This is a genomic window from Deinococcus depolymerans (genome assembly GCF_039522025.1).
GTDB classification, from domain to species: Bacteria; Deinococcota; Deinococci; order Deinococcales; family Deinococcaceae; genus Deinococcus; species Deinococcus depolymerans.
Genome location: NZ_BAAADB010000007.1, coordinates 36,947 through 57,329 on the forward strand (window position 1 = coordinate 36,947; position 20,383 = coordinate 57,329).

Annotated in this window: 30 protein-coding genes; all 30 read right to left on the reverse strand. The window is 67.1% G+C overall.

Annotation, left to right across the window (positions count from 1 at the left end; translation table 11 throughout):
• Window positions 1-83: 83 nt before the first annotated feature.
• Window positions 84-2,309 carry a DUF5682 family protein gene (locus ABDZ66_RS04555; RefSeq protein ID WP_343756573.1) on the reverse strand — a complete coding sequence of 742 codons (2,226 nt, stop codon included), beginning with the start codon at window positions 2,307-2,309 and terminating at the stop codon, window positions 84-86.
• Window positions 2,264-3,565 carry a hypothetical protein gene (locus ABDZ66_RS04560; protein WP_343756575.1) on the reverse strand — a complete coding sequence of 434 codons (1,302 nt, stop codon included), beginning with the start codon at window positions 3,563-3,565 and terminating at the stop codon, window positions 2,264-2,266. The genes ABDZ66_RS04555 and ABDZ66_RS04560 overlap by 46 nt, the downstream gene beginning before the upstream one ends.
• Window positions 3,566-3,567: 2 nt before the next feature.
• On the reverse strand, window positions 3,568-4,659 hold the full coding sequence (locus ABDZ66_RS04565) for an ATP-binding protein (protein ID WP_343756578.1): 1,092 nt from the start codon (window positions 4,657-4,659) through the stop codon (window positions 3,568-3,570).
• Window positions 4,656-5,312, reverse strand: a complete 657-nt coding sequence (locus ABDZ66_RS04570) for a hypothetical protein (RefSeq protein WP_343756581.1) — start codon at window positions 5,310-5,312, stop codon at window positions 4,656-4,658. Before ABDZ66_RS04570 ends, ABDZ66_RS04565 begins: the two co-directional genes overlap by 4 nt.
• Entirely contained in the window at window positions 5,309-6,787 is a 1,479-nt protein-coding gene (locus tag ABDZ66_RS04575; RefSeq protein ID WP_343756584.1) for a DUF5691 domain-containing protein, read from the reverse strand. Before ABDZ66_RS04575 ends, ABDZ66_RS04570 begins: the two co-directional genes overlap by 4 nt.
• Window positions 6,784-8,109, reverse strand: a complete 1,326-nt coding sequence (locus ABDZ66_RS04580; RefSeq protein ID WP_343756587.1) for an SWIM zinc finger family protein — start codon at window positions 8,107-8,109, stop codon at window positions 6,784-6,786. Before ABDZ66_RS04580 ends, ABDZ66_RS04575 begins: the two co-directional genes overlap by 4 nt.
• 169 nt (window positions 8,110-8,278) lie before the next feature.
• Window positions 8,279-8,872, reverse strand: coding sequence for an adenylate kinase (locus tag ABDZ66_RS04585; RefSeq protein WP_343756590.1), 594 nt, complete (start codon window positions 8,870-8,872; stop codon window positions 8,279-8,281).
• A 248-nt stretch (window positions 8,873-9,120) separates the two neighbouring features.
• On the reverse strand, window positions 9,121-10,440 hold the full coding sequence (secY, locus tag ABDZ66_RS04590) for a preprotein translocase subunit SecY (RefSeq protein WP_343756593.1): 1,320 nt from the start codon (window positions 10,438-10,440) through the stop codon (window positions 9,121-9,123).
• On the reverse strand, window positions 10,441-10,911 hold the full coding sequence (rplO, locus tag ABDZ66_RS04595) for a 50S ribosomal protein L15 (RefSeq protein ID WP_343756596.1): 471 nt from the start codon (window positions 10,909-10,911) through the stop codon (window positions 10,441-10,443). It lies immediately after the preceding gene.
• Window positions 10,908-11,075: a 50S ribosomal protein L30 gene (gene rpmD / locus ABDZ66_RS04600; protein ID WP_343756599.1), complete on the reverse strand. Its 168-nt coding sequence runs from the start codon at window positions 11,073-11,075 to the stop codon at window positions 10,908-10,910. Before rpmD ends, rplO begins: the two co-directional genes overlap by 4 nt.
• Window positions 11,072-11,593 (reverse strand): 30S ribosomal protein S5, encoded by a 522-nt coding sequence (gene rpsE / locus ABDZ66_RS04605; protein ID WP_343756602.1) that lies wholly within the window; start codon window positions 11,591-11,593, stop codon window positions 11,072-11,074. Before rpsE ends, rpmD begins: the two co-directional genes overlap by 4 nt.
• Window positions 11,583-11,921: a 50S ribosomal protein L18 gene (gene rplR, locus ABDZ66_RS04610; RefSeq protein ID WP_343756605.1), complete on the reverse strand. Its 339-nt coding sequence runs from the start codon at window positions 11,919-11,921 to the stop codon at window positions 11,583-11,585. Before rplR ends, rpsE begins: the two co-directional genes overlap by 11 nt.
• Complete coding sequence (gene rplF, locus ABDZ66_RS04615; RefSeq protein WP_343756608.1) at window positions 11,921-12,478, reverse strand: 50S ribosomal protein L6; 558 nt, start codon at window positions 12,476-12,478, stop codon at window positions 11,921-11,923. Before rplF ends, rplR begins: the two co-directional genes overlap by 1 nt.
• Window positions 12,479-12,579: 101 nt before the next feature.
• Entirely contained in the window at window positions 12,580-12,981 is a 402-nt protein-coding gene (gene rpsH / locus ABDZ66_RS04620) for a 30S ribosomal protein S8 (protein ID WP_343756610.1), read from the reverse strand.
• Window positions 12,982-13,296: 315 nt separating this feature from the next.
• Window positions 13,297-13,482, reverse strand: coding sequence for a type Z 30S ribosomal protein S14 (locus ABDZ66_RS04625; RefSeq protein ID WP_012693992.1), 186 nt, complete (start codon window positions 13,480-13,482; stop codon window positions 13,297-13,299).
• Window positions 13,483-13,491: 9 nt separating this feature from the next.
• Window positions 13,492-14,031 (reverse strand): 50S ribosomal protein L5, encoded by a 540-nt coding sequence (gene rplE / locus ABDZ66_RS04630; protein WP_343756620.1) that lies wholly within the window; start codon window positions 14,029-14,031, stop codon window positions 13,492-13,494.
• A 94-nt stretch (window positions 14,032-14,125) separates the two neighbouring features.
• Window positions 14,126-14,473, reverse strand: coding sequence for a 50S ribosomal protein L24 (gene rplX, locus ABDZ66_RS04635; RefSeq protein WP_055362779.1), 348 nt, complete (start codon window positions 14,471-14,473; stop codon window positions 14,126-14,128).
• The gene (gene rplN, locus ABDZ66_RS04640) at window positions 14,473-14,877 is read right to left on the reverse strand and encodes a 50S ribosomal protein L14 (protein ID WP_022800312.1); all 405 of its coding nucleotides are present in this window, start codon (window positions 14,875-14,877) and stop codon (window positions 14,473-14,475) included. Before rplN ends, rplX begins: the two co-directional genes overlap by 1 nt.
• Window positions 14,874-15,158 carry a 30S ribosomal protein S17 gene (gene rpsQ, locus ABDZ66_RS04645; protein ID WP_343756628.1) on the reverse strand — a complete coding sequence of 95 codons (285 nt, stop codon included), beginning with the start codon at window positions 15,156-15,158 and terminating at the stop codon, window positions 14,874-14,876. Before rpsQ ends, rplN begins: the two co-directional genes overlap by 4 nt.
• On the reverse strand, window positions 15,155-15,358 hold the full coding sequence (rpmC, locus tag ABDZ66_RS04650) for a 50S ribosomal protein L29 (RefSeq protein ID WP_088249582.1): 204 nt from the start codon (window positions 15,356-15,358) through the stop codon (window positions 15,155-15,157). The genes rpsQ and rpmC overlap by 4 nt, the downstream gene beginning before the upstream one ends.
• Window positions 15,345-15,770, reverse strand: a complete 426-nt coding sequence (gene rplP / locus ABDZ66_RS04655; protein ID WP_046843208.1) for a 50S ribosomal protein L16 — start codon at window positions 15,768-15,770, stop codon at window positions 15,345-15,347. The genes rpmC and rplP overlap by 14 nt, the downstream gene beginning before the upstream one ends.
• A complete protein-coding gene (rpsC, locus tag ABDZ66_RS04660) occupies window positions 15,770-16,513 on the reverse strand; it encodes a 30S ribosomal protein S3 (protein WP_343756633.1) in 744 nt (247 codons plus the stop codon). The genes rplP and rpsC overlap by 1 nt, the downstream gene beginning before the upstream one ends.
• On the reverse strand, window positions 16,513-16,911 hold the full coding sequence (gene rplV, locus ABDZ66_RS04665; protein WP_343756635.1) for a 50S ribosomal protein L22: 399 nt from the start codon (window positions 16,909-16,911) through the stop codon (window positions 16,513-16,515). The genes rpsC and rplV overlap by 1 nt, the downstream gene beginning before the upstream one ends.
• The gene (gene rpsS / locus ABDZ66_RS04670; RefSeq protein WP_055362774.1) at window positions 16,908-17,195 is read right to left on the reverse strand and encodes a 30S ribosomal protein S19; all 288 of its coding nucleotides are present in this window, start codon (window positions 17,193-17,195) and stop codon (window positions 16,908-16,910) included. Before rpsS ends, rplV begins: the two co-directional genes overlap by 4 nt.
• 12 nt (window positions 17,196-17,207) lie before the next feature.
• Window positions 17,208-18,041 carry a 50S ribosomal protein L2 gene (rplB, locus tag ABDZ66_RS04675; RefSeq protein WP_343756637.1) on the reverse strand — a complete coding sequence of 278 codons (834 nt, stop codon included), beginning with the start codon at window positions 18,039-18,041 and terminating at the stop codon, window positions 17,208-17,210.
• Window positions 18,042-18,054: 13 nt separating this feature from the next.
• The gene (locus ABDZ66_RS04680; RefSeq protein ID WP_189065935.1) at window positions 18,055-18,342 is read right to left on the reverse strand and encodes a 50S ribosomal protein L23; all 288 of its coding nucleotides are present in this window, start codon (window positions 18,340-18,342) and stop codon (window positions 18,055-18,057) included.
• Window positions 18,339-18,944 carry a 50S ribosomal protein L4 gene (gene rplD / locus ABDZ66_RS04685; protein WP_343756641.1) on the reverse strand — a complete coding sequence of 202 codons (606 nt, stop codon included), beginning with the start codon at window positions 18,942-18,944 and terminating at the stop codon, window positions 18,339-18,341. Before rplD ends, ABDZ66_RS04680 begins: the two co-directional genes overlap by 4 nt.
• Window positions 18,945-18,947: 3 nt before the next feature.
• Complete coding sequence (gene rplC / locus ABDZ66_RS04690; RefSeq protein WP_343756643.1) at window positions 18,948-19,568, reverse strand: 50S ribosomal protein L3; 621 nt, start codon at window positions 19,566-19,568, stop codon at window positions 18,948-18,950.
• Window positions 19,565-19,888 (reverse strand): 30S ribosomal protein S10, encoded by a 324-nt coding sequence (gene rpsJ / locus ABDZ66_RS04695; protein WP_014685998.1) that lies wholly within the window; start codon window positions 19,886-19,888, stop codon window positions 19,565-19,567. Before rpsJ ends, rplC begins: the two co-directional genes overlap by 4 nt.
• Before the next feature lie 5 nt (window positions 19,889-19,893).
• Window positions 19,894-20,383, reverse strand: a 490-nt coding sequence (locus ABDZ66_RS04700) for an EF-Tu C-terminal domain-related protein (protein ID WP_343756654.1), incomplete at its 5' end; no start/stop codon positions are given.

Here is a 20,383-nt window from a genome sequence, read left to right on the forward strand (position 1 = left end):
CACGGACCCCCACAGTAGCGGCCGCCGGAAGGGACCACCACCCCCGGCGGGGCACACGGCCTTCCGCCAGCCCCGCAGCCCGGTCACGCCTGCACGCCCAGCAGGCGCAGCACCATGGGCACGGCCCGCAGCGCCCGCGCCCCGTCCACCTCGCGGGCCGCGCGCCGCCCCGACGCACCCGCGCCGCGCAACGCCTCCCCGATGGCCCGGCGCTCGGGCCGCTCGAAGCGCGAGAACACCCGCCGCAGCAGCGGCAACGTCTCCTGGAACACCGGACCGTCCAGGCCGGTCAGCCAGTCGTCCAGCAACCCCAGCAGCGCCGGATCATGAATGAGGAGCGCGCCGCTGTCGCCCAGGAAGCCGTCCAGCCACGCCGTGACCTCCAGCGGCACCCCGCTGCTCAGCGCCAGTCCCAGCCGCCGCTCCACCTCCGGGCCGTCCAGCACCGACGCGTCCCGCAACCGGCGCACCGCGTCCCCGCTGAGCAGCGGGTGCGTGTCGTCCCGCTCGGCAAGTCGGGCCAGGGCCGCCTGCCACCCCGCCAGGACCGCGCCGTCGTCCAGCAACCGCACCGCCGCGTCCGCTCCCTGCACGTGCCCGCGCAGGGTGAACGCCGCGTCGTCCGCGATCCCGACCGCCGCCAGCGGCAGGCCCACGCCCGCCCGCGTGAGCAGCGTCCGGAACGTCGCGCCCGCCAGCACGTTCGACCCGCCCTCGCGCCCACGCACGTCCCCGTAGCGCGCCAGCCGCGCCAGGGGCGGCAGGGCCTCCAGCAGGTCGCTCACGTCCGCGTTCCCCGCCGCCCGCGCGTCCAGCGCCGCCAGGGCCACCGGCAGCGCGCCCTCCAGGTCGGCGTAGCGCACGGCCTCCAGCAGGGTCGTCAGTTCCGCCAGCGTGCCCGCGTTCCGGGCGGCCTCCACCGCCACGGCCGTCGCCGCGTCCAGTACCGTCTGCCCGCTGCGGCTCGCCTCGACCAGCCGCACACTGAACTCCGGCTTCCAGGCCAGCGCCCACGCCTCCTTGAAGGTGCCGCGCCCCCCCACGGAACGCTCCTGCGCCCACGGCACGCCCAGCAGATTCAGGCGGTGGAACAGCACAGAGCGGGCCAGATCGTTGTCGGTGCGCAGGTCCAGCGTCAGCTCCGTCTGCTCGGGCTGCACCTTCAGGCGCAGGCTCTTCTGAATACGGGCCAGATCCTGCGCCAGCGGCACGGTCGGCACGCCGTCCGGCACCGCCCCCAGCGCCTCGCCGACCACCAGTTGCCGCTCGATCAGCCGCAGGGGCAGGTCACTGTCCCACCCGAACACGCTCAGGACCGCCTCGTTCAGCTCGTCCAGGCCCGGCAGCGCCCGCCCGCGCAGGGCCGCCAGGGTGTTCGCCAGCCGCGTCGCCTCGATCACCGAAGCGCTGCTCGCCTCCAGCCGCTCCTCGCGCAGCAGCCGCGCCACCCGCGCGAACCAGCGTTCCGTCACGTCCCGCCGCGTCGTGAAAAGGTGATGGTAGTACCCCGGCGAGCGCACCCCCGCCCCGTACCCGCTGCCCGTGCTGAGGCGGCCGTGCGTCCACGGCACCCAGGTCAGCGTGACCTTCGCCTTCGGCAGGCCCTTCAGGATCGCCGCGTCGTCCTTCGCCTTGAAGGCCTCCACGTCCAATGCCGGAGCGTGCCACGCCCCGCACACCACCGCCACGCGCCCCGCCCCGCCCTTCACGGCCGCGCGGATCGCCTGCCGCATGCACGCCTCGCGCTGCGCTTCCCGGCCCGACGCCGCCGGGGCATCCGCCCGCACGGCCCGCATCGCCTCGTTCACGGCCTCGAACACGTCGAAGTCGTCGCCGCGCGCCTCGACCAGCGTCTCCCACCACCGCTCGAAATCCGCGTACCCGGCCGCCTCCGCCAGCACCCGCAACGGATCGCTGTGCAGGTCATCCGACTCGTCGTCCCCACGTTCGCCCACCAGCGTCACCGACGCCGGAAGATCCATGAACCGCGCCGCCGCCCCCGCCCGCGCCGCCCAGCGGAACGCCACGAACTCCGGACTGAACGCCGCGAACGGCCAGAACGACGCTCTGGCAGGATCGTCGTTCACGTAGCCCAGCAGCGCCACGGGCGGCGTCATGTCCTCCAGCGCCAGGAACGGCAGAACGGAATCCGCATCCGACGGCCCCTCGACCAGCACCACATCGGGCTTGAGCTGATTCAGCGCGTGCTCAAGCGACCGGGCACTGCCGGGGCCGTGATGACGGATAGGAAAGATGGAGACGCTCACGTGTAGGTATTCAGGATCGCACTGATCCGACAGGATGAGCACCAGAATCCGTAGATGGTGCCATTTGTGTACGCCAAGCCGTCATGGAGCTGGAATACGAACAGCATGGTCTGCTGACATTTAGGGCAGGTTTCCCACTCTGGACCCTGCAGCCAGGAAGGCGGTCCACCTACCCGGTTCAGGTTCTGACTGTCGTTGAAATCGTTCTGGAACAGCCAGCGTGACGGTGTTACCTTCAACTGCACGGGAAGACCATGATGCAGGAACTTGTAGGTTTCCCGGTCAAGGTCTGAGAAGTCATATCCTCCTGTTTCCTCAAAGCCTGACCCATGGTACTTGGGGCGTTCAGGCAGTCCGTGGTCATCGTGCACAAATATTGTGGGCCGGTCACTGATCATGCAATACGTGCAGACAACGAAGGTAATGGGCGCATGAAGCGTAACGCCGGGCACTGGATTACTGAGAGTGAGGAGATGCTGCAAGTTGTAGTCACAATGTGGGCACTTCGGCCCTTCTGCGCCCCAGTACTCAGCCTGGATTCCCTCGCCATTGATCCGCCACGACAGATCATCCAGATGCATATGAGCTGGAGCGGTCATATTGTGGGTCGTCAAGTCGGCTGGGCTGGGCATGATGTGGTAGCAGGCATCTGCGTACAGTCGCCGCCACTCTCCACCTTTACGCTCGACTCCGGCATTTTCAAGCAACTGGGTATTCAGCTTGCTCGCAACGAAATTAAGATTTTCAGGTTCACCCGACCACTCCAGACACAGCTGAGCCCAGTTTCTATGAGCGATTGAGGTGTTCATCTCATTTCTGAGTTCATGGCTGAAGCGCCTACCTGCACCCCACCAGGCTCCCGTTGATTCCCAACTTCGTTTACTCCATAAGGCGGAGAGGTACGGATGAAACAGATCTGGTGCCTGCCATTGCAGCTTGTCCAGCATCTCGTGCTGCAACCGCAGTCCAGACACATCGGCCTCCTTGTAATCCATTCCCAAAGCGAGGAGGGATTTCTCGAAGACTCGGGGCAGAGCGTGATCTGGAATGTAGTCCAACAGTCGGCGGTGCGCGTTCGATAGACCACGTCGATCCAGAAGCGTCAGCAGCACCTCTAGAGCAGCCTCCGGGTCAGGATGAATGCGGCCAGTCAGGACTTCTTCTGTCCTCTGCCTGAGGTTTCGAAGCTGTGTCTGCTCCTCATCGGTCAGCCGGTCAAGTCCACCCTCTGCATCGCGCTTCTGTGCAAGAAGAACTATGGCGTCCAGCAAGCTCAGGTATTCTTCAACGCCATTCACGTTCAGCTCACCGTCCGGCAGGCTTTGTAGAAGTCTTTCCAGTCGTCGCGTTTTTTGGCGACGGTTTCGAGGTATTCGCGCCAGATGACGGCGTCCTGCACGGGGTCTTTGATGACGGCCCCCACGAGGCTGGCGGCGACGTCGTGGGCGGTCAGGTGGCCGTTCCCGAAGTGCGCGGCGAGGCTCAGGCCGTGGTTGACGACGCTGATGGCTTCGGCGGTGCTGAGGCTGCCGCTGGGGCTCTTGAGTTTTGTCCTGCCGTCCTCGGTGGCTCCGGCGCGCAGTTCGCGGAACACGGTGACGATCCGGCGGACTTCCTCCAGCGCGGGTGGCTGGGCGGGAATGTGGAGGTTCGTGGCGAGTTGCGCGACGCGGCTGGTGACGATGCTGACCTCGTCGTCGAGGGTGTCGGGGACGGGCAGGATGACGGTGTTGAAGCGGCGTTTCAGGGCGCTGCTCAGGTCGTTCACGCCCTTGTCGCGGTTGTTGGCGGTGGCGATCAGGTTGAAGCCCTGCACGGCCTGCACTTCCGTGTTCAGTTCCGGGATGGGCAGCGTCTTCTCGCTCAGGATGGTGATGAGGGTGTCCTGCACGTCGCTCTGCACGCGCGTCAGTTCTTCCAGGCGAGCGATCTTGCCGGTGCGCATGGCACGCACGATGGGGCTCTCGACCAGGGCGGCCTCGCTGGGCCCCTCGGCCAGCAGGCGGGCGTAGTTCCAGCCGTAGCGGACGCTTTCCTCGCTGGTGCCGGCGGTGCCCTGCACGAGCAGGGTACTGGTGCCGCTGATCGCGGCGGCGAGGTGTTCGCTGACCCAGCTCTTGGCGGTGCCGGGCACGCCGATCAGCAGCAGGGCGCGGTCCGTGGCGAGGGTGGCGACGGCGATCTCCATCAGGCGGCGTTCCCCGACGTACTTGGGGGTGATCTCGGTGCCGTCTTTCAGCGTGCCGCCCATCAGGTACGTCAGCACGGCGTGCGGCGAGAGGTTCCAGCGGGGCGGACGGGGCCGGTCGTCGTGCGCGGCCAGGGCAGAAAGCTCATGCGCGTACGCCTGCTCGGCGTGCTGACGGAGGACAGTGGAATCAGGGGTGGTCATGGGTGGGCTCCTAGTTGTGTCAGATGATGTTGAATCTCAGGTCGGGCTGATCGCGCTACTTTTTCGATGTGCCTGGAGAGGGTCTGCCTGACTTCTGGAGACGGGTGACTCAGCAGTCGGCGAGCCGCTCCACCAGGGATCAATTCAGTGAGGGCCATTCCCTTGATCAGCTCTGACTCGGTCTTATCCAGATTTGGATAGGGGGCGTTGTCTCCGTACTCCACGAGAATCTTCAGACCTACGGTGGTCAGGGAGTCGACTCGCTCAGCTATGGCTTCCAGAACGTCCAGAGGGGTCGCTGGATTGGCGGCGAGACGGTCCTCCATCCTCCGGTAGCGTCGTTCAGAAAGATTCCTCAGCACTTCGGGAGGAGTGCTCTTGTTTCCCGCGATGGCCAGCAGGAGTTCAGTGTCCTGGCTGCTCGCGAGTTCCATCAGCAGTGCTGGCGGCGTGTTCGGGTTCCTCATCACCGCAAGGACTACTCGGGAATCGGAGGTTCTGGCCAGAACTTCCAGAACTTCCGGAGGAGTGTTCTGGGCGCGGGCTACTTCCCTTGCCAAGTCAGGAGAGAACCTCGCCAGTTCCACCCGACGTTCAGGGGAAGTGTCAAGCTTCCGCGCTTCCCGCTTCAGCGCTTTCCAGTCCAGGGTCATCCTCTCTCCTTTCCGAAGTCGTTCCACATCTGCTTTCTCAGTTCGAGGGTGCCCAGCAGTTCGGTCAGGGTGCGGTGGGCGTAGTCGGTGGCGTCGGCGGGGAGCGGGTCGGGGTGGGGGGTGTGCGGGTGGGCGTGCGTGGCGGCGAGTTCTGCGAGTTGTGCCCAGCGGTAGCCCCAGGCGGCGGCGTAGTGGGCGTCTCCGATGGTGTCGCGCAGGGTGCCGAGGAGGGCGGCGCTGGGGTCGGGGGGCCAGGGGCCGGGGTGGGGGCCGAGCAGGGCCAGCAGGCGTTCCGGGTCGCGGTCACGTAGCGCCTGTGTCTGTGCGGCGGCCAGCGTTTCGGGTGGTCCAATCTGGAGCAGGAAGGGGTGGGTGGGCAGGTGGTGTAGGAGCGCGGCGGCCAGTGCCGGATGGCTGGTGCTGACGGCGTTCTGCACCAGTGCGGGCAGGTGGTCGTGCTGCCGGGCGATGTTCACGAGCGTGGCGGGCGGGATGTTCAGTGCGGCCAGCAGGGCGTCGGGATGGGTGTGTTCCAGCAGGTGTTCCAGGAGAGCAGTGGCGCTCAGGCGGTCCTTGCTGGTGGGGTCGGGCAGGCCGTCGCGGGTGGCGTGCTCGTCGGGGGCGGTGGGCGGGGTCAGGGTGCTGGGTGTCTGCCCGGTCGGGCGGCCGAGCAGGCCGGGGTTGTCGAGGCTCACGAGGGCGGCGAAGCGGGCGGCGTTCCGGGCGTTCTGGGCGCTGCCGCTCAGGCGGTGCAGGGCGGTTCGGGCCAGGGTGCGCACGTCGTCGCTGCGGTCGGTGGTCAGGGTGTCCAGCAGGGGTTCAAGGGTGTGGTCGTCCGGGGTGAGGGTGTCGAGCAGGGCGTTCAGGAGGCGTTTGCGGCTGGCGGCGCGTTCGCTGCTCAGGTGCTCGCGCAGGAGGTCGCGGGCGGCGTGCGGGTCGCGGTCGCGCACGCTGCGCCACAGGGCCTCGCGGCCGGCGTCGGTGGCGGTGTCCCAGGCGTCCTCGTCGGGGGGCGTGAAGGACCAGTCGGGGTTGAAGCTCGCGAGCCAGCGGCCGCGTTCGCCCAGGACGGGGGTCAGCAGGGGTCGCAGGCGGCTGTCGTGGCGGGCGGCGTCGAGGAGTTCCGGCAGGCGGGCGGTGGGCACGCGCCATCCGGCCTGCGCGCAGAGGGTCAGCCACTCGCTCAGGAGGGGGGTGCCCAGGACCGGTGGGAGGTGCCGCGCGGCGCGTTCCGGGGCGGGCGGGAGGGTGTCGGGGGGTGCAGGGGTGGGCAGGGTGTCGCTGGCGGGGTCGGGCAGGCGTCCGGCGGTGTGTGCGAGGGCGTGCAGGGCGGCGCGGGCCAGCAGGGTGCCCTCGGCGTCCGGGCGGGTGATCTGCGCGGCGGCCTGTCCGAGCGGGCCCGTGCCGGGGCCGGGCAGGGTGCCGCGCGCGGTGCCCACGAGGGCCAGGGCGAGCAGGGCGTCGTGGTCGTTCATGCGTCCACCGTGGGCCGGAAGGGGTGCAGGGTGCCGCCGTGCAGGACGCTCAGGGGCGTGAGGGCCGCGCCGTTCCACTCGGCGTACACGGTGACGGGCTGCCCGCCGCTCAGGGCGAGGAGGGTGTGCAGGGTGCGGTCGCTGCCGGTCAGGGGGAGGCGGCCGGTGCTGTCCTGCGCGTGCCAGGGGTCGCCGGGCAGCAGGTGTACCGGCCCGGTGAGGTGCGCGGTGCGGTCCAGCCAGGGGTTCAGGGCGAGGGCCGCGCCGTGCCGGTCGAGCAGGGCGTCCAGCGTGAGGCCCGGCGCGTGGGGCGGCGAGGTGGTCGCGGTCGCCTCGCCGCGCAGCAGGGCGCGTTGCGGGACCGTGCCGGGCGCGTGGCACACCTCGGCCTGCACGGCCGTGCCGGGGGTCAGGGCGGGCGGGAAGGGGCGTCCGGCGGCCGAGAAGTCCAGCAGCAGGGCGGTGTGGTCGCCGCTGGCCAGCCAGGTGCGCCGGGTGCTCAGGGTGTCCTCCTCGGTGACGCTCTGGCCCATCACCTGCCAGTGGGCGCGGAGGCCGCCGCCATCCAGAACGGTGGCCGAGTCGAGCGGGAAGCCCAGCGCGGCGCGCAGGTCGGCCTGTTCGGTGTCGCTCAGGGTGTCGCGGTGGGTCCAGGCTTCGGTCAGCAGGTGCAGGCGGGCCAGGTGCGCGAGGAGTGCGGCGGGGTCGTGCAGGTGGTCCGGGATCTGCCGGACGAGTCGCGCGGCGCCGGGTGCCTGGGCGTCCACGAGGCGGGCGGCCTGGGTGTCCCAGTCGCTGTAGGGGCGGGTGGGGGCGTGCGCGAGGCCGTCGCGGATCAGGTCTTTCAGGAAGGTCTGCAGGGCGTCCAGGCCCAGGCTGACTTTCTTCTCGCGGGCGGCGCGGCGTCTGGCCTGCGCGGCCGGGTCGGGCGCGGCGCGGCCCTCGCCCGCGGGTGCGGCGGGTGGGGGGGTGCCTGCGCGGGCGGCGCGGCCGTCCAGCCAGGTCTGGAGGCTCTCGGGGGGCGGGGCCGCGCCGAAGTCGCTGGTGTGGGTGGCGTGCAGCAGCAGCAGCGCGAGGGCGTGCTTGCAGGGGAATTTGCGGCTGGGGCACGAGCATTTGAAGGCGGGGCCGCTCAGGTCCACGCCGGTCAGGTAGGGGTTCTTGCCGCTGCCCTGGCACTGGCCCCACAGACTGCCGGTGGGGGCGTTCAGGTTCTGCCAGTTGCTGGGCGTGGCGAGCTTGCGGCCGGCCTGGGCGCTGGCGGCGTCGGGGGCGAGGGCCAGGACGGTGTCGGGGGTCAGTGGGGTGGGCGTGGGGGTCATCGGGCTTCCTTGCACGTCCGGCGCACGCGCACCAGAAGTCTGAGATTCGATTACGCTACTGGCGTAATGTAACGCATTCACCGTTCCGGGACAAGTCCCGCAGCGGCACAGGAAAGGGCCGGAAGCGACGGCAATCCTGCACGTCACCTCCGGCCCGCTGTCACGGCCCTTACTTCAGGCCAGCCACGATCCGCTCGTACACCTCGTCCATGCCGCCCACGCCATCCACGCGGTACAGGTGCCCACGCGCGGAGTAGTAATCGATCAGCGGCTGCGTCTGCTCGCGGTACACCTGCTGACGGTGGCGCGCCACTTCCTCGGTGTCGTCGCTGCGCACCGCCTCGCCCCGCTCGGCCGCCTGACGGCCACGCTCCACGATGCGGCCCACCAGCACCTCGTCCGGCACTTCCAGCAGCGGCACGGCGTTCACGGGCGCACCCAGTTCCTCCAGCAGCACGTCCAGACCCTGCGCCTGCGCGGTCGTGCGGGGGAACCCGTCGAAGATCACGCGCACACTCTCCATCCCGGCCAGCCGGTCACGGATCAGGGCAATCAGGATCTCGTCCGGCACCAGCTTCCCGGCGTCCAGAATGGGTTTCACCTGCTCGCCCAGCTCGGTGCCGCGCTTCACGTGGTCACGCAGGATGTCCCCGGTGCTGATCTTCACGAGGCCACGGTCCTGCGCCAGTCGTTCCGCCTGGGTTCCCTTGCCGGCGCCGGGAGGCCCCAGGAAGATCACGACGTTGTTCTTCTGTCCAGTCACACTTTCCCTCCGTTAGACCCTCAGCATATCGGCTCTCGCGCTTTCCGGAGCGGGCCTGCTCAGCCCAGCCCTGTACCCCGGCAGGTAACGACGCTGCGCCACACGCACGCAGCAACGCAAAACCGCCTGCGCGACTGGCAGGCGGTCCCGGAACAAGCGGGGATGATACGGATTCCATCGGGCTCTGCTCGCTCTGCGAGTCCGCTCGGATTGAATGGCCTTTGCAGCCCATTCAATCGGAGTCCGTCTCAGTTGTTCAGGCGGCCACGGATGCGGCCCTTGCTGATGAACCCGTCGTAACGCCGGACCGTCAGCTGCGCCTCAAGCTGCTTGAGCGTCTCGAGGGCCACGCCCACGATGATCAGCAGGCCCGTCCCGGAGAACTGGAAGGTCGTGATGCCCGTGACCTTCTGCACCAGCTGCGGAATGATGGTCAGCACCACCAGGAAGATCGCGCCCCACAGGCTCAGACGGGCACTGATCGTGCCCAGGAACTCGGCAGTCGGGGTGCCCGGACGGACACCCGGAATGAAACCGCCGGCCTCGCGCAGCTGCTCGGCAATGCGCTTCGGGTCGAACTGCACCGAGTTGTACAGGTACGTGAACCCGAAGATCAGCACCGATTCCAGCAGCAGGTACAGCGGCTGCCCGAAGGTCAGGTTCGTCTGGATCCAGGCGTTCACGGCCGGCGCCCGCGTGACCGTGGCGCTGGCGATCAGGTTGGGAATGATCAGCATCGCCGAGGCGAAGATGACCGGAATCACGCCCGCCTGGTTCACCTTGATGGGCAGCCAGGTGGCCTGACCGGCCCCGCGGGCCTGTCCGGCCGCACCGGCCCGCGCGCGGGCGTACGTGACGGGCACGCGGCGCTCGGCCTGGTACACGTACACGATCCCGGCGATGGTCAGCAGCACGACGGCCACGAAGGCCACGAGCGACAGGACCTGCACCTGATCGGTGCGAAGCAGCTGGGCGGTCGCGCTGAACTCACGCGGGTACACCGCGATGATGCCGGCGGTGATGATCAGGCTGATGCCGTTGCCCACGCCCACCTCGGTGATGCGCTCCCCGATCCACATGGTGAAGGCAATGCCGGCCACCTGGGTCAGGACCATCACGAGCAGCGTGAAAATCCCGGTGTCCCACCCGGGCGCCAGGAACTGCGGCTGAGACGTGATGTACAGCGAGAAGAAGGTGGCCTGCACGGCCCCCAGGCCCACCGCCGCGTAGCGGGTGAACTGGTTGATCTTCTTGCGGCCTTCCTCGCCCTCCTTGGAGAGTTTCTCCAGGGCGGGGATGGTGGTGGTCATCAGCTGAATCACGATGCTGGCCGTGATGTACGGCAGCACCCCCAGCGCGAAGATCGAGAACTGCGAAAGATTGCCGCCCGACAGCATGCTGATCAACCCGAAAAGGCCACCAGAGGTGGCCTGTTCAAGTGCGGCGGTGTTAACGCCGGGAGTGGGAATGGCACTCCCGAGTCGGTACACCGCGAGGAGCAGCAGGGTGAAGACAATCTTCCGCTGAAGATCCGGAATCCGGAACGCGTCGCGGAAGGCGCGCAGCATTTACTCCGCCTTCTCGGCGCTTTCCGTCTTCACGGCGGGCAGGATGACCTTGCCGCCGGCAGCTTCCACGGCCTTGACCGCGCCTTCGCTGGCGGCGTCAACGTGAATGGTCAGGGCGCGGCTGAGTTCACCGTTGCCGAGCAGCTTCACGGGACGGTTCTTGCGGCGCACCAGGCCCGCGAGTTCCAGCGTGTTGCGGTCGATGGTGGTGATGGTGTCCTCGATCATGTCGAGACCAGCCAGGTTCACCACTTCGAAGGTGATGCCGACGTTGTTGAAACCGCGCTTGGGCAGGCGGCTGATCAGGGTGCTGCGGCCGCCTTCGAAGAAGCTGCCCTTGCCAGCGCCGCTGCGGGCCTTCTGACCCTTGTGGCCGCGACCGGCGGTCTTGTCGGTGCCGCCGGGGCCACGACCGACGCGCTTACGGTTCTTGCGGCTGCCGGCGTGGGGTTTGAGTTCGTGGAGCTTCACGCTTCCACCTCCAGGAGGTGCTTGACGGTGTTCACCATGCCGCGGATGGCGGGGGTGTCGTTGATTTCACGGCTGTCGCCGATCTTCTTGAGGCCCAGCGCGTGAACGGTCTTCACCTGGTAGCCAGGGCGGCCGATGACGCTGCGCTTGAGGGTGATTTTCACTGCGCGCCTCCGGTGGGCTGCGCCTCGCCGCGCAGGGCACGGACCTGCTTGGCGGTGCGGAGGTTCTTGAGGCCGTCGAACACGGCGTACGCCACGTTCACCTTGTTCCGGCTGCCGAGTTCCTTGCTGAGCATGTTGGTGATGCCCGCCAGTTCGGCGATGGAGCGGGGCACGGTGCCGGCGATCACGCCGGTACCGGGGCCTGCAGGCTTGAGCAGCACGCGGCTGGTGCTGTTCACACCCACGATGTCGTGGGGGATGGTGCCGTTCTCGACGGGCACGCTGATCATGTTCTTGCGGGCGATGCTCTTGGCCTTCTCGATGGCCACGGGCACTTCTTTCGCCTTGCCGATGCCCATGCCCACGCGGCCGTTGCGGTCGCCCAGGATCACCAGTGCGGCGAAGCGGAAGCGGCGGCCACCCTGGTAGGTCTTGCTCGTGCGGTTGACGAAGAGCATCTTCTCTTCGAATTCGCTGCTTTCGCGCTCCACACGGTCGTTGCGTCGGTTAAAAGTCAAGGCCACCCTCCCGCGCCGCGTCTGCGAGCGCTTTCACGCGTCCGTGGTAGCGGTACTGGCCACGGTCAAAGACCACCTTGCTGACGCCCTTGGCGACAGCGGCTTCCGCCAGGGCCTTGCCCACGGCGGCGGCGGTGTCGGTCTTGGTCCCGGTCTTGACGGCGGCGCTGCTGGCCGCAGCAACGGTGATGCCCTTGCTGTCGTCGATGATCTGGGCGTAGATGTGCTTGCTGGAGCGGAACACGCTGAGGCGCAGGCGCTCTCCGGCGGCCTGCCGCACTTTGCGGCGGGCGCGGAGCTTGCGGCGCACGGTCGTCTGGGCAGCCATTATTTCTTCCCTTTCCCGCCGGTGGCACCGGCTTTACCAGCTTTGAGGGCGATTTTCTCGCCGGCGAAGCGAACACCCTTGCCGTGGTAGGCGTCGGGCTTACGCACCTTGCGGACGTTGGCGGCCACCTGACCGACGAGCTGCTTGTCGATGCCGCTCACGTCGATCTTGGTGGGCTCGGGAACCGTGAAGGTCACGCCGGCCGGGGGCTCGATGATGACCGGGTGGCTGTAGCCGATGGTCAGTTCGAGGTTCTTCCCGGCGAGCTTGGCGCGGAAACCCACGCCCTTCAGTTCCAGGTTGATGGTGTAGCCGTCGCTGACACCCTTGACGGCGTTGGCCACCAGGGTGCGGGTCAGGCCGTGCAGCGCGCGGTGGCGCTGCTGGTCGCTGGGACGCTCGACGAGCAGCTGGTCGCCGTCCTGCTTGATGGTCAGTTCCTGGTTGTAGGGAACGGTCAGTTCGCCTTTCGGGCCTTTGACCTTGAACACGCCGCCTGCGGCGCTCATGGTCACGCCGCTGGGAACGGCGATCGGCTGTTTACCAATTCGGGACATCGTCTGTCCTCCTTCTTCCTTAAGTTCGGACGGTTCCGCGTGCGGGCGCCCGAGGTCAGGTGAGATCTCGTGTTCGCTGGAATCCTACCGCTGGGCGGGGATTACCAGAGAACGCAGATGACTTCGCCGCCGACACCCTGCTTGCGGGCGTCGCGGTCGGCCAGCAGGCCCTTGCTCGTGGACACCACGGCGAGGCCCAGGCCGCGCTGCACGCGGGGCAGGTTCTCGGCGCTCACGTAGGCGCGGCGGCCAGGACGGCTGATGCGCTCAATGTGCTTGATGACCTGCTCGCGCTTGACGCCGTACTTCAGGGTCAGGCGCAGCACGTCGAATTTCTGCCCTTCGGGCAGGAGGCGCTCGTAGGACGCAACGTAGCCTTCCTGCACGAGCAGTTTGGCCAGTTCTTCCTTGAACTTGGAGGCCGGGATGTCCACGGTCTCCTTAAAGGTGCGCGTCGCGTTGCGGATGCGCGTGAGCATGTCGGCGATAGGATCACTCAGCATGTATCTCCTCCAGGGGTCGGCGTGTCAGGCACGCTCGCCCCGGCAGGTGGCCCGTCATCTGTCTGACGCCGGGCTCTGGGCTCCCCTCGTGAAGCGTGTGGCGGTGTAACTACCGCCGTCTCTCCTGTTGGGTCGGAATCCACCGCTGGACGATCACCTCTCAAGGCGAGTGGTTCGTATCCAGGGGGCACAGCACGAACACCGCACAGCGTGCGGCAAGAAAGGAGTGTATCAGATCCCGGCTGCCACTGGCAACGGGGTCGGCGCGGGGCATGAAAAAACCCCCGTTACCGGGGGTGTGGGGGGAGGGCTGGATTACCAGCTGCTTTTCTTCACGCCGGGCAGTTCGCCCTTGTGCGCCATCTCGCGGATGCAGATGCGGCACATGCCGAAGAAACGGTAGTACCCGCGGGCGCGGCCGCAGCGGCTGCAACGGCTGTAGTTCTGCACGGCAAATTTATGACCGCGCGCGGCCTTGACAACTTTCGAGGTGTTCGCCATATCAGTTCCTTATTTCCGGAAGGGCAGACCGATGGCCTGGAGGAGCGCGCGGGCTTCTTCGTCGGTCTTCGCGGTGGTCACGATCGTGATGTCCATCCCGCGCACCTTGTCGACCATGTCGTAGGTGATTTCCGGGAAGATCAGCTGCTCCTTGATCCCGAGGTTGTAGTTGCCGCGGCCGTCGAAGGCGTTGGGGTTCACTCCGCGGAAGTCACGGATGCGGGGCAGGCCGATGTTGATCAGCTTCTCGAGGAACACGTACATGCGCTCGCCGCGCAGCGTGACCTTGATGCCGACCGGCATGCCCTGGCGCAGCTTGAAGTTGCTGATGCTCTTCTTCGCCTTGGTGACGATGGGCTTCTGCAGGGTGATCAGCGCGAGTTCCTTGCTGGCCTTGTCGATCGCCTTGCTGTCTTCCTTGGCGGAGCCCAGGCCCTCGTTCACGACGATCTTCTCGATGCGGGGCACGGCCATCACGCTGGAGTAGCTGAACTGCTGCATCAGCGCGGGGCGGACCTGCTCGTTGTACTTGACTTTCAGTTGCTGCATGGTGGGTTCCTTCGAGCGGTCTCCCAGTTTTTCAGAGAGCGCCGCTCAGGCCGCTGCGCGCCCCGCGGTGGGGGCGGCGCGGCCCGGAGTGGGTTCAGTCGATGTTCTTGCCGCTCGCGACAGCCACGCGGACTTTCTTGCCGTCCACGATGGTCTTGCGGATGCGGGTCGCCTTGCCCGTTTCGGGATCGACGATGGCGACCTTGCTGGCGTGCAGGGCCAGCTCGCGGCGCTCCTGCCCACCCTGGGGGTTGGCGGGGCTGGGCTTGACGTTCTTGGTGACGAGGTTCACGCCTTCCACGACGACCTTCTGGTCGCGGGGCAGGGCGAGGAGGACCTTGCCGGTCTGGCCTTTGTGCTTGCCGCTCAGAACGATGACGGTGTCACCCTTCTTGAAGTGCAGCTTGTCGCCGTGGTGGCTACCAGCGCTGGGACGGGGCATTACAGCACCTCCGGGGCCAGGGAGACGATCTTCATGAAGCGGCGGTCGCGGAGTTCACGGGCGACCGGCCCGAAGACGCGCGTGCCGCGGGGCTCGCCCTGGTTGTTGATGATGACGGCCGCGTTCTTGTCGAAGCGGATGGTGCTGCCGTCGGCGCGCTTGATGGCGTGGCTGGTGCGCACGACCACGGCCTTGACGACGTCGCCGGCCTTGACGGTGCCGCGGGGGGCGGCGTCCTTGACGGAAGCGACGATGATGTCGCCGACGTGGGCGTAGCGTTTGTTACCGCCGCCGCCGGTCGTCAGGCCCTTGCCGCCGATGCCGCTGTTCAGCACGCGGATGCACATGATCTCGCGGGCGCCGCTGTTGTCCGCCACGTCGAGGCGGGATTGAGGCATGATCATGCGTTACCCCCTTCGGTTTCCACGGCGGTGGTCTCGATGCCGCGGGGACGCTCGATCAGCTTGGTGACCTTCCAGGTCTTGGTCTTGCTGATGGGGCGCACCGCGAGGATCTCGACGCGGTCACCGATCTTGTACTCGTTGTTCTCGTCGTGGGCAGCGTACTTGTGGCTGCGGGTCACGACCTTGCCGTACAGCGGGTGAGCGAAGCGGCGCTCGACCTTCACGCTGACCGTCTTGTCGGCCTTGTCGCTCACGACGACGCCGGTAAAGGTCTTTTTCATGCCTGCTCTCCCTGCTTGCTCAGCTCGGCGCGGATGGTGTTGAGCTGGGCGACTTCGCGGCGCAGCTGCGTCACGCGGTGGGGCTGGGCCAGGTTGCCGGTGGCGGCCTGGAAGCGCAGCTCCATCAGTTCTTTCTTGCGGGCGTCGATTTCACGGGCGAAATCGTCGGCCTTCAGGTTACGCATCTCACTGGGCTTCATCGTAGACCTCGCGCTTGACCATCTTGGTCTGGATGGGCAGCTTGTGACCGGCGAGGCGGAAGGCTTCCTTGGCCTGCTCCTCGGTCACGCCGGACACTTCGAACATCACGCGGCCGGGTTTGACGACGCTCACCCAGTACTCCACGGCGCCCTTACCTTTACCCATTCGGGTTTCGGCGGGTTTCTTGGTGACGGGCTTGTCGGGGAAGATGCGGATGTAGATCTTACCGCCGCGGCGGAAGTGACGGCTCATGACGATACGGCACGCCTCGATCTGGTTGCTCTTGATCCACGCGGGTTCCAGGGCGATCAGGCCGAAGTCGCCGAACGCGACGTAGTCGCCGCCCTTGGCGTCGCCGGTCATCCGGCCGCGGTGCTGTTTACGGAACTTGGTGCGCTTGGGAAGAAGCATCACTCACCTCCGGGGCGGCGCCGCGCGGCGGGGCGGCGGCGGTTGGGGCGGTCGCCTTCGGGACGACGCTCGTCGTTGCGGCGCTGGGGGCGGGCGAAGGTCTCGGTGCGGCCGCCGATGACTTCACCGGTGAAGACCATGACCTTGATGCCCAGGATGCCGTAGGTGGTGCGGGCCAGGGCGGTGCCGTAGTCGATGTCGGCGCGCAGGGTGTGCAGGGGCACGCGGCCTTCGCGGACCATCTCGGTGCGGGCCTGCTCGGCCCCGCCGAGGCGGCCGGACAGGATGATCTTGACGCCGCGGGCGCCGGATTCCATCACGCGCTGGGCGGCCTGCTTCATGGCGCGGCGGAACGCGAAGCGGCGTTCGATCTGCTCGGCGATGCGCAGGGCGACCAGGGGGGCGCTGATGTTGGGGTTGGGGATCTCGGCGACGTTCACCGCGACCGTGCCGGCGGACACGAGTTTCTCGATGTCCTGGCGGAGTTCCTTGATGGACTCGCCGCCCTTGCCGATCACGATGCCGGGTTTCGCGGCGCTGATGATCACGTTGACCTGCTGGCCGGCGCGCTCGATCTCGATGCGGGCGATGCCTGCAGCGTTGAGCTTCTTGCCGACGAGGTTACGGATCTTCTCGTCTTCCTTGAGCAGACCGGCGTACTGCTTCTTACCGGCGTACCAGCGGCTGTTCCAGCCGCGGGTGATGCCCAGGCGGAAGCCGTTCGGGTTGATCTTGTTACCCATTACTTGTTCCCCTTCTCGCCCACGATGATGGTGATGTGGCTGGTGCGCTTCTTGATGATGTTCGCGCTGCCACGGGCGCGGGGAATCAGGCGCTTGAGGGTCGGGCCTGCGTCCACGTACGCGGCGGTGATGACCAGGCGGTCTTCGAGCATCGAGTCGTTGTGCAGCGCGTTGTGCTTGGCGCTGTTCAGGACTTTCGCGACGGGTTCGCTGGCGGCGCGGGGGATGAAGCGCAGCAGGTCTTCGGCGTCACGGACGCTCTTGCCGCGGATCACGTCGACCACGAGGCGGACCTTGCGGGGGCTGATGCGCACGTACTTGGCGATGGCCTTGCCGGGGGTGCGCAGCTTCTGCTGCTGCTTGCGCTGCTTCTTGTTGCGGAATTCAGGAGCGGTCATTTCTTCTTGCTCCCCTTGGCGTTCTTGTCAGCGCCGTGGCCGCGGTAGCTGCGGGTGGGGCTGAATTCGCCGAGCTTGTGGCCGATCATCTGCTCGTTCACGAAGACGGGCACGTGCTGCTTGCCGTTGTGCACGGCAATGGTGTGGCCGATCATTTCGGGAACGATGGTGGAGCGGCGGCTCCAGGTCTTGATGACGCGCTTGTCTTTCTTTTCGTTCTGGACGTCGACCTTCTTCAGGAGGTGGTCATCCACGAACGGGCCTTTCTTGAGGCTACGGGGCATGTCCTACCCTCCTTACTTCCCGCCGCGGCGGGTGATGATGAAGCGGTCGCTGTTCTTGCGCTTCTTGCGGGTCTTGAGACCCTTCGCGGGCTGGCCCCAGGGGGACACGGGCACGCGGCCGGCACCGGTGCGGCCTTCACCGCCGCCGTGGGGGTGATCCACGGGGTTCATGGCGCTACCACGCTGGTGGGGCTTGCGGCCGAGCCAGCGGCTGCGGCCGGCCTTACCGAGGTTGATGTTCTTGTGCTCGGCGTTGCCCACCGTGCCGATGGTGGCGTAGCACTCGCTGTGCACGCGGCGCAGCTCACCGCTGGGCAGTCGCAGGATCACGTAGTCGCTTTCCTTGCCCTGCACCTGGATGCTGGTGCCGGCGCTGCGGGCCAGCTGGGCGCCCTTGCCGGGAACCAGTTCGACGCTGTGCACGACCGCACCGACGGGCACGAACCGCAGCGGCAGGGCGTTGCCCAGCTTGGGTTCGGCTTCGGGTCCGGCGTTCACGGTCGCGCCGACCTGCAGGCCTTCGGGAGCCAGGATGTAACGCTTGGCGCCGTCGACGTAGTGCAGCAGGGCGATGCGGGCGCTGCGGTTGGGATCGTACTCGATCGCGGCGACCTTGGCGGTCACGCCGGCCTTGTCGCGGCGCTTGAAGTCGATGATGCGGTACAGGCGCTTGTGGCCACCACCGATGAATCGGCTGGTGATGCGGCCACGGTTGTTACGACCGCCGGTCTTGGGGAGGGCGGTGGTGAGCGCCTTCTCGGGGCGCTTCTTGGTCAGTCCGCTGAAGTCCGCAGTCGTCATCTGGCGACGGCTGGGGGTGTACGGACGGTATTTCTTGACGGCCATGTTCAGTCTCTCCTTAGGCCTGGCCTTCGAGGGCCTCGATCTTCTGGCCGTCGGCGAGACGCACGATGGCCTTCTTGCGGTCGGCGCGGTGACCGATGAAACGGCCGACGCGCTTACGCTTGCCAGGAACGTTCATGGTGCTGATGCCGATGACGGTCACACCGAACGCTTTCTGGACGGCGCTCTTGATTTCGGTCTTGGTGGCCTTGGGGCTCACCCAGAAGGTGTACACGCCGCGTTCCATGCCGGCGTAGGCCTTCTCGCTGATCACGGGCTGCTGAAGGATGTCGTAGTGGCTCATGCCTCTTCCCCTTCCTGTGCGGGTTCCAGGGCGATCGCGTCGATCACCAGGCGCTCGTGGCGCAGGATGTCGTAGGCGTTCAGGCCGGCGACGGGCATCACGGTGGCCCACGCGACGTTGCGCGCGGCTTGGCGGGTCTGGGCGTCGTCGGTGACGATCAGCACGCGCTCGCTGCCATCCATGCCGTTCTGCGCGGCCCAGGCGACGAAGTTCTTGGTCTTGCCGTCGACATCGAAGCCGTCGACCGCGACCAGTTTGCCTTCGTCCTGGCGGGCGGCCAGGGCCATGGCCAGGCCCAGCTGGCGGACCTTGCGGGGCAGGGTGTAGCCGTAGCTGCGGGGCTTGGGCCCGAAGGCCACGCCGCCGCCCACGAAGGTGGGGACGCTGCGGTCGCCGTGACGGGCGTTACCGGTGCCTTTCTGGCTGAACATCTTCTTGCCGGTCGCGCTCACCTGAGCGCGGGTCTTGGTGCTGGCCGTGCCGCGGCGGCGGCTGGCGAGCTGCCAGGTGACGACGTCGTGCAGGACGCCGCTGTTCACTTCCGGCAGTTCGAGGTCGATGGTGCGGCCCCCGTTCTTGCCGATGACGTTGATCTGCGCCATGTCTTACTTGCCTCCCTTGGCGGCCTGGCGCAGCACGACGAGTCCACCGTTGGCGCCGGGGATGGCACCCTTGACCAGGATGATGTTCTCGTCAGCGCGGATCTCGACCACTTCCAGGTTCTGGACGGTGATGCGCTCCATGCCCATGTGGCCGGCCATGCGTTTGCCCTTGTACACGCGGCCGGGCGTCTTGCGCTGGCCGATGGAACCGGGGCGACGGTGCCATTTCTTGGAACCGTGGCTGGCGGGACCACCCTTGAAGTTCCAGCGCTTCATGACGCCCTGGAAGCCCTTACCCTTGCTGGTGCCGGTCGCGTCGATCTTCTCGCCTTCGGCGAAGATGTCGACGGCGACGGTGTCACCTTCGGGGTTGAAGTCACGGAATTCACGCAGGAAGCGCACGGGGCTGACCCCGGCCTTCTTGAAGTGACCCAGCGCGGGCTTGTTGACGCTCTTCTCGCGCTTGGGGGCGTAACCGATCTGCACGGCCTCGTAGCCGTCGGTCTGCGCGGTCTTGCGCTGCACGACGGGGCACGGGCCAGCCAGGACGACCGTCACGGGAACGGCGCGGTCGCCCTTCCAGATCTGGGTCATGCCGATCTTGGTGCCGAGGATGCCCTTCATGCGCGGCCCCCCACGGTCTTGATCTCGATGTCGACGCCGGTGGGCAGGTCGAGGGTCATCAGGCTGTCAATCGTCTTCTTGGTGGGGTTCATGATGTCCACCAGACGGTTGTGCGTGCGGATCTCGAAGTGCTCGCGGCTGTCCTTGTTAACGAAGGGGCTGCGCAGCACGCAGAAGCGGCGGATGCGGGTGGGGAGGGGCACGGGGCCGCTCACGTCCGCTCCGGTGCGCCGGACCGTGTCCACGATCTTGCTGGCGGACTGGTCCAGCGCCTTGTGGTCAAAGCCACGCAGTTTGATGCGAATCTTCGGGGCAACCATTGCTATTACTCCAGAACCTTGGCGACGACGCCGGCGCCGACGGTGCGGCCACCTTCGCGGATGGCGAAGCGCAGGCCTTCTTCCATCGCGATCGGCTTGATCAGTTCCACCACGAACGTGATGTTGTCGCCAGGCATGACCATTTCCACGCCTTCGGGCAGTTCCACCACGCCCGTCACGTCCGTCGTGCGGAAGTAGAACTGCGGGCGGTACCCGCCGAAGAACGCGCTGTGACGCCCGCCTTCGTCCTTGCTCAGCACGTACACGCTCGCTTCGAACTTCGTGTGCGGCTTGATGCTGCCGGGCTTCGCCAGCACCTGACCGCGTTCCACGTCATCACGCGCCACGCCGCGCAGCAGCACGCCCACGTTGTCGCCCGCCATGCCGCTGTCCAGCAGCTTGCGGTGCATTTCGATCCCGGTCACCGTGGTCTTCTTCGTGTCGCGCAGACCGATGATTTCCACTTCGTCCTGGACCTTCACCACGCCACGTTCC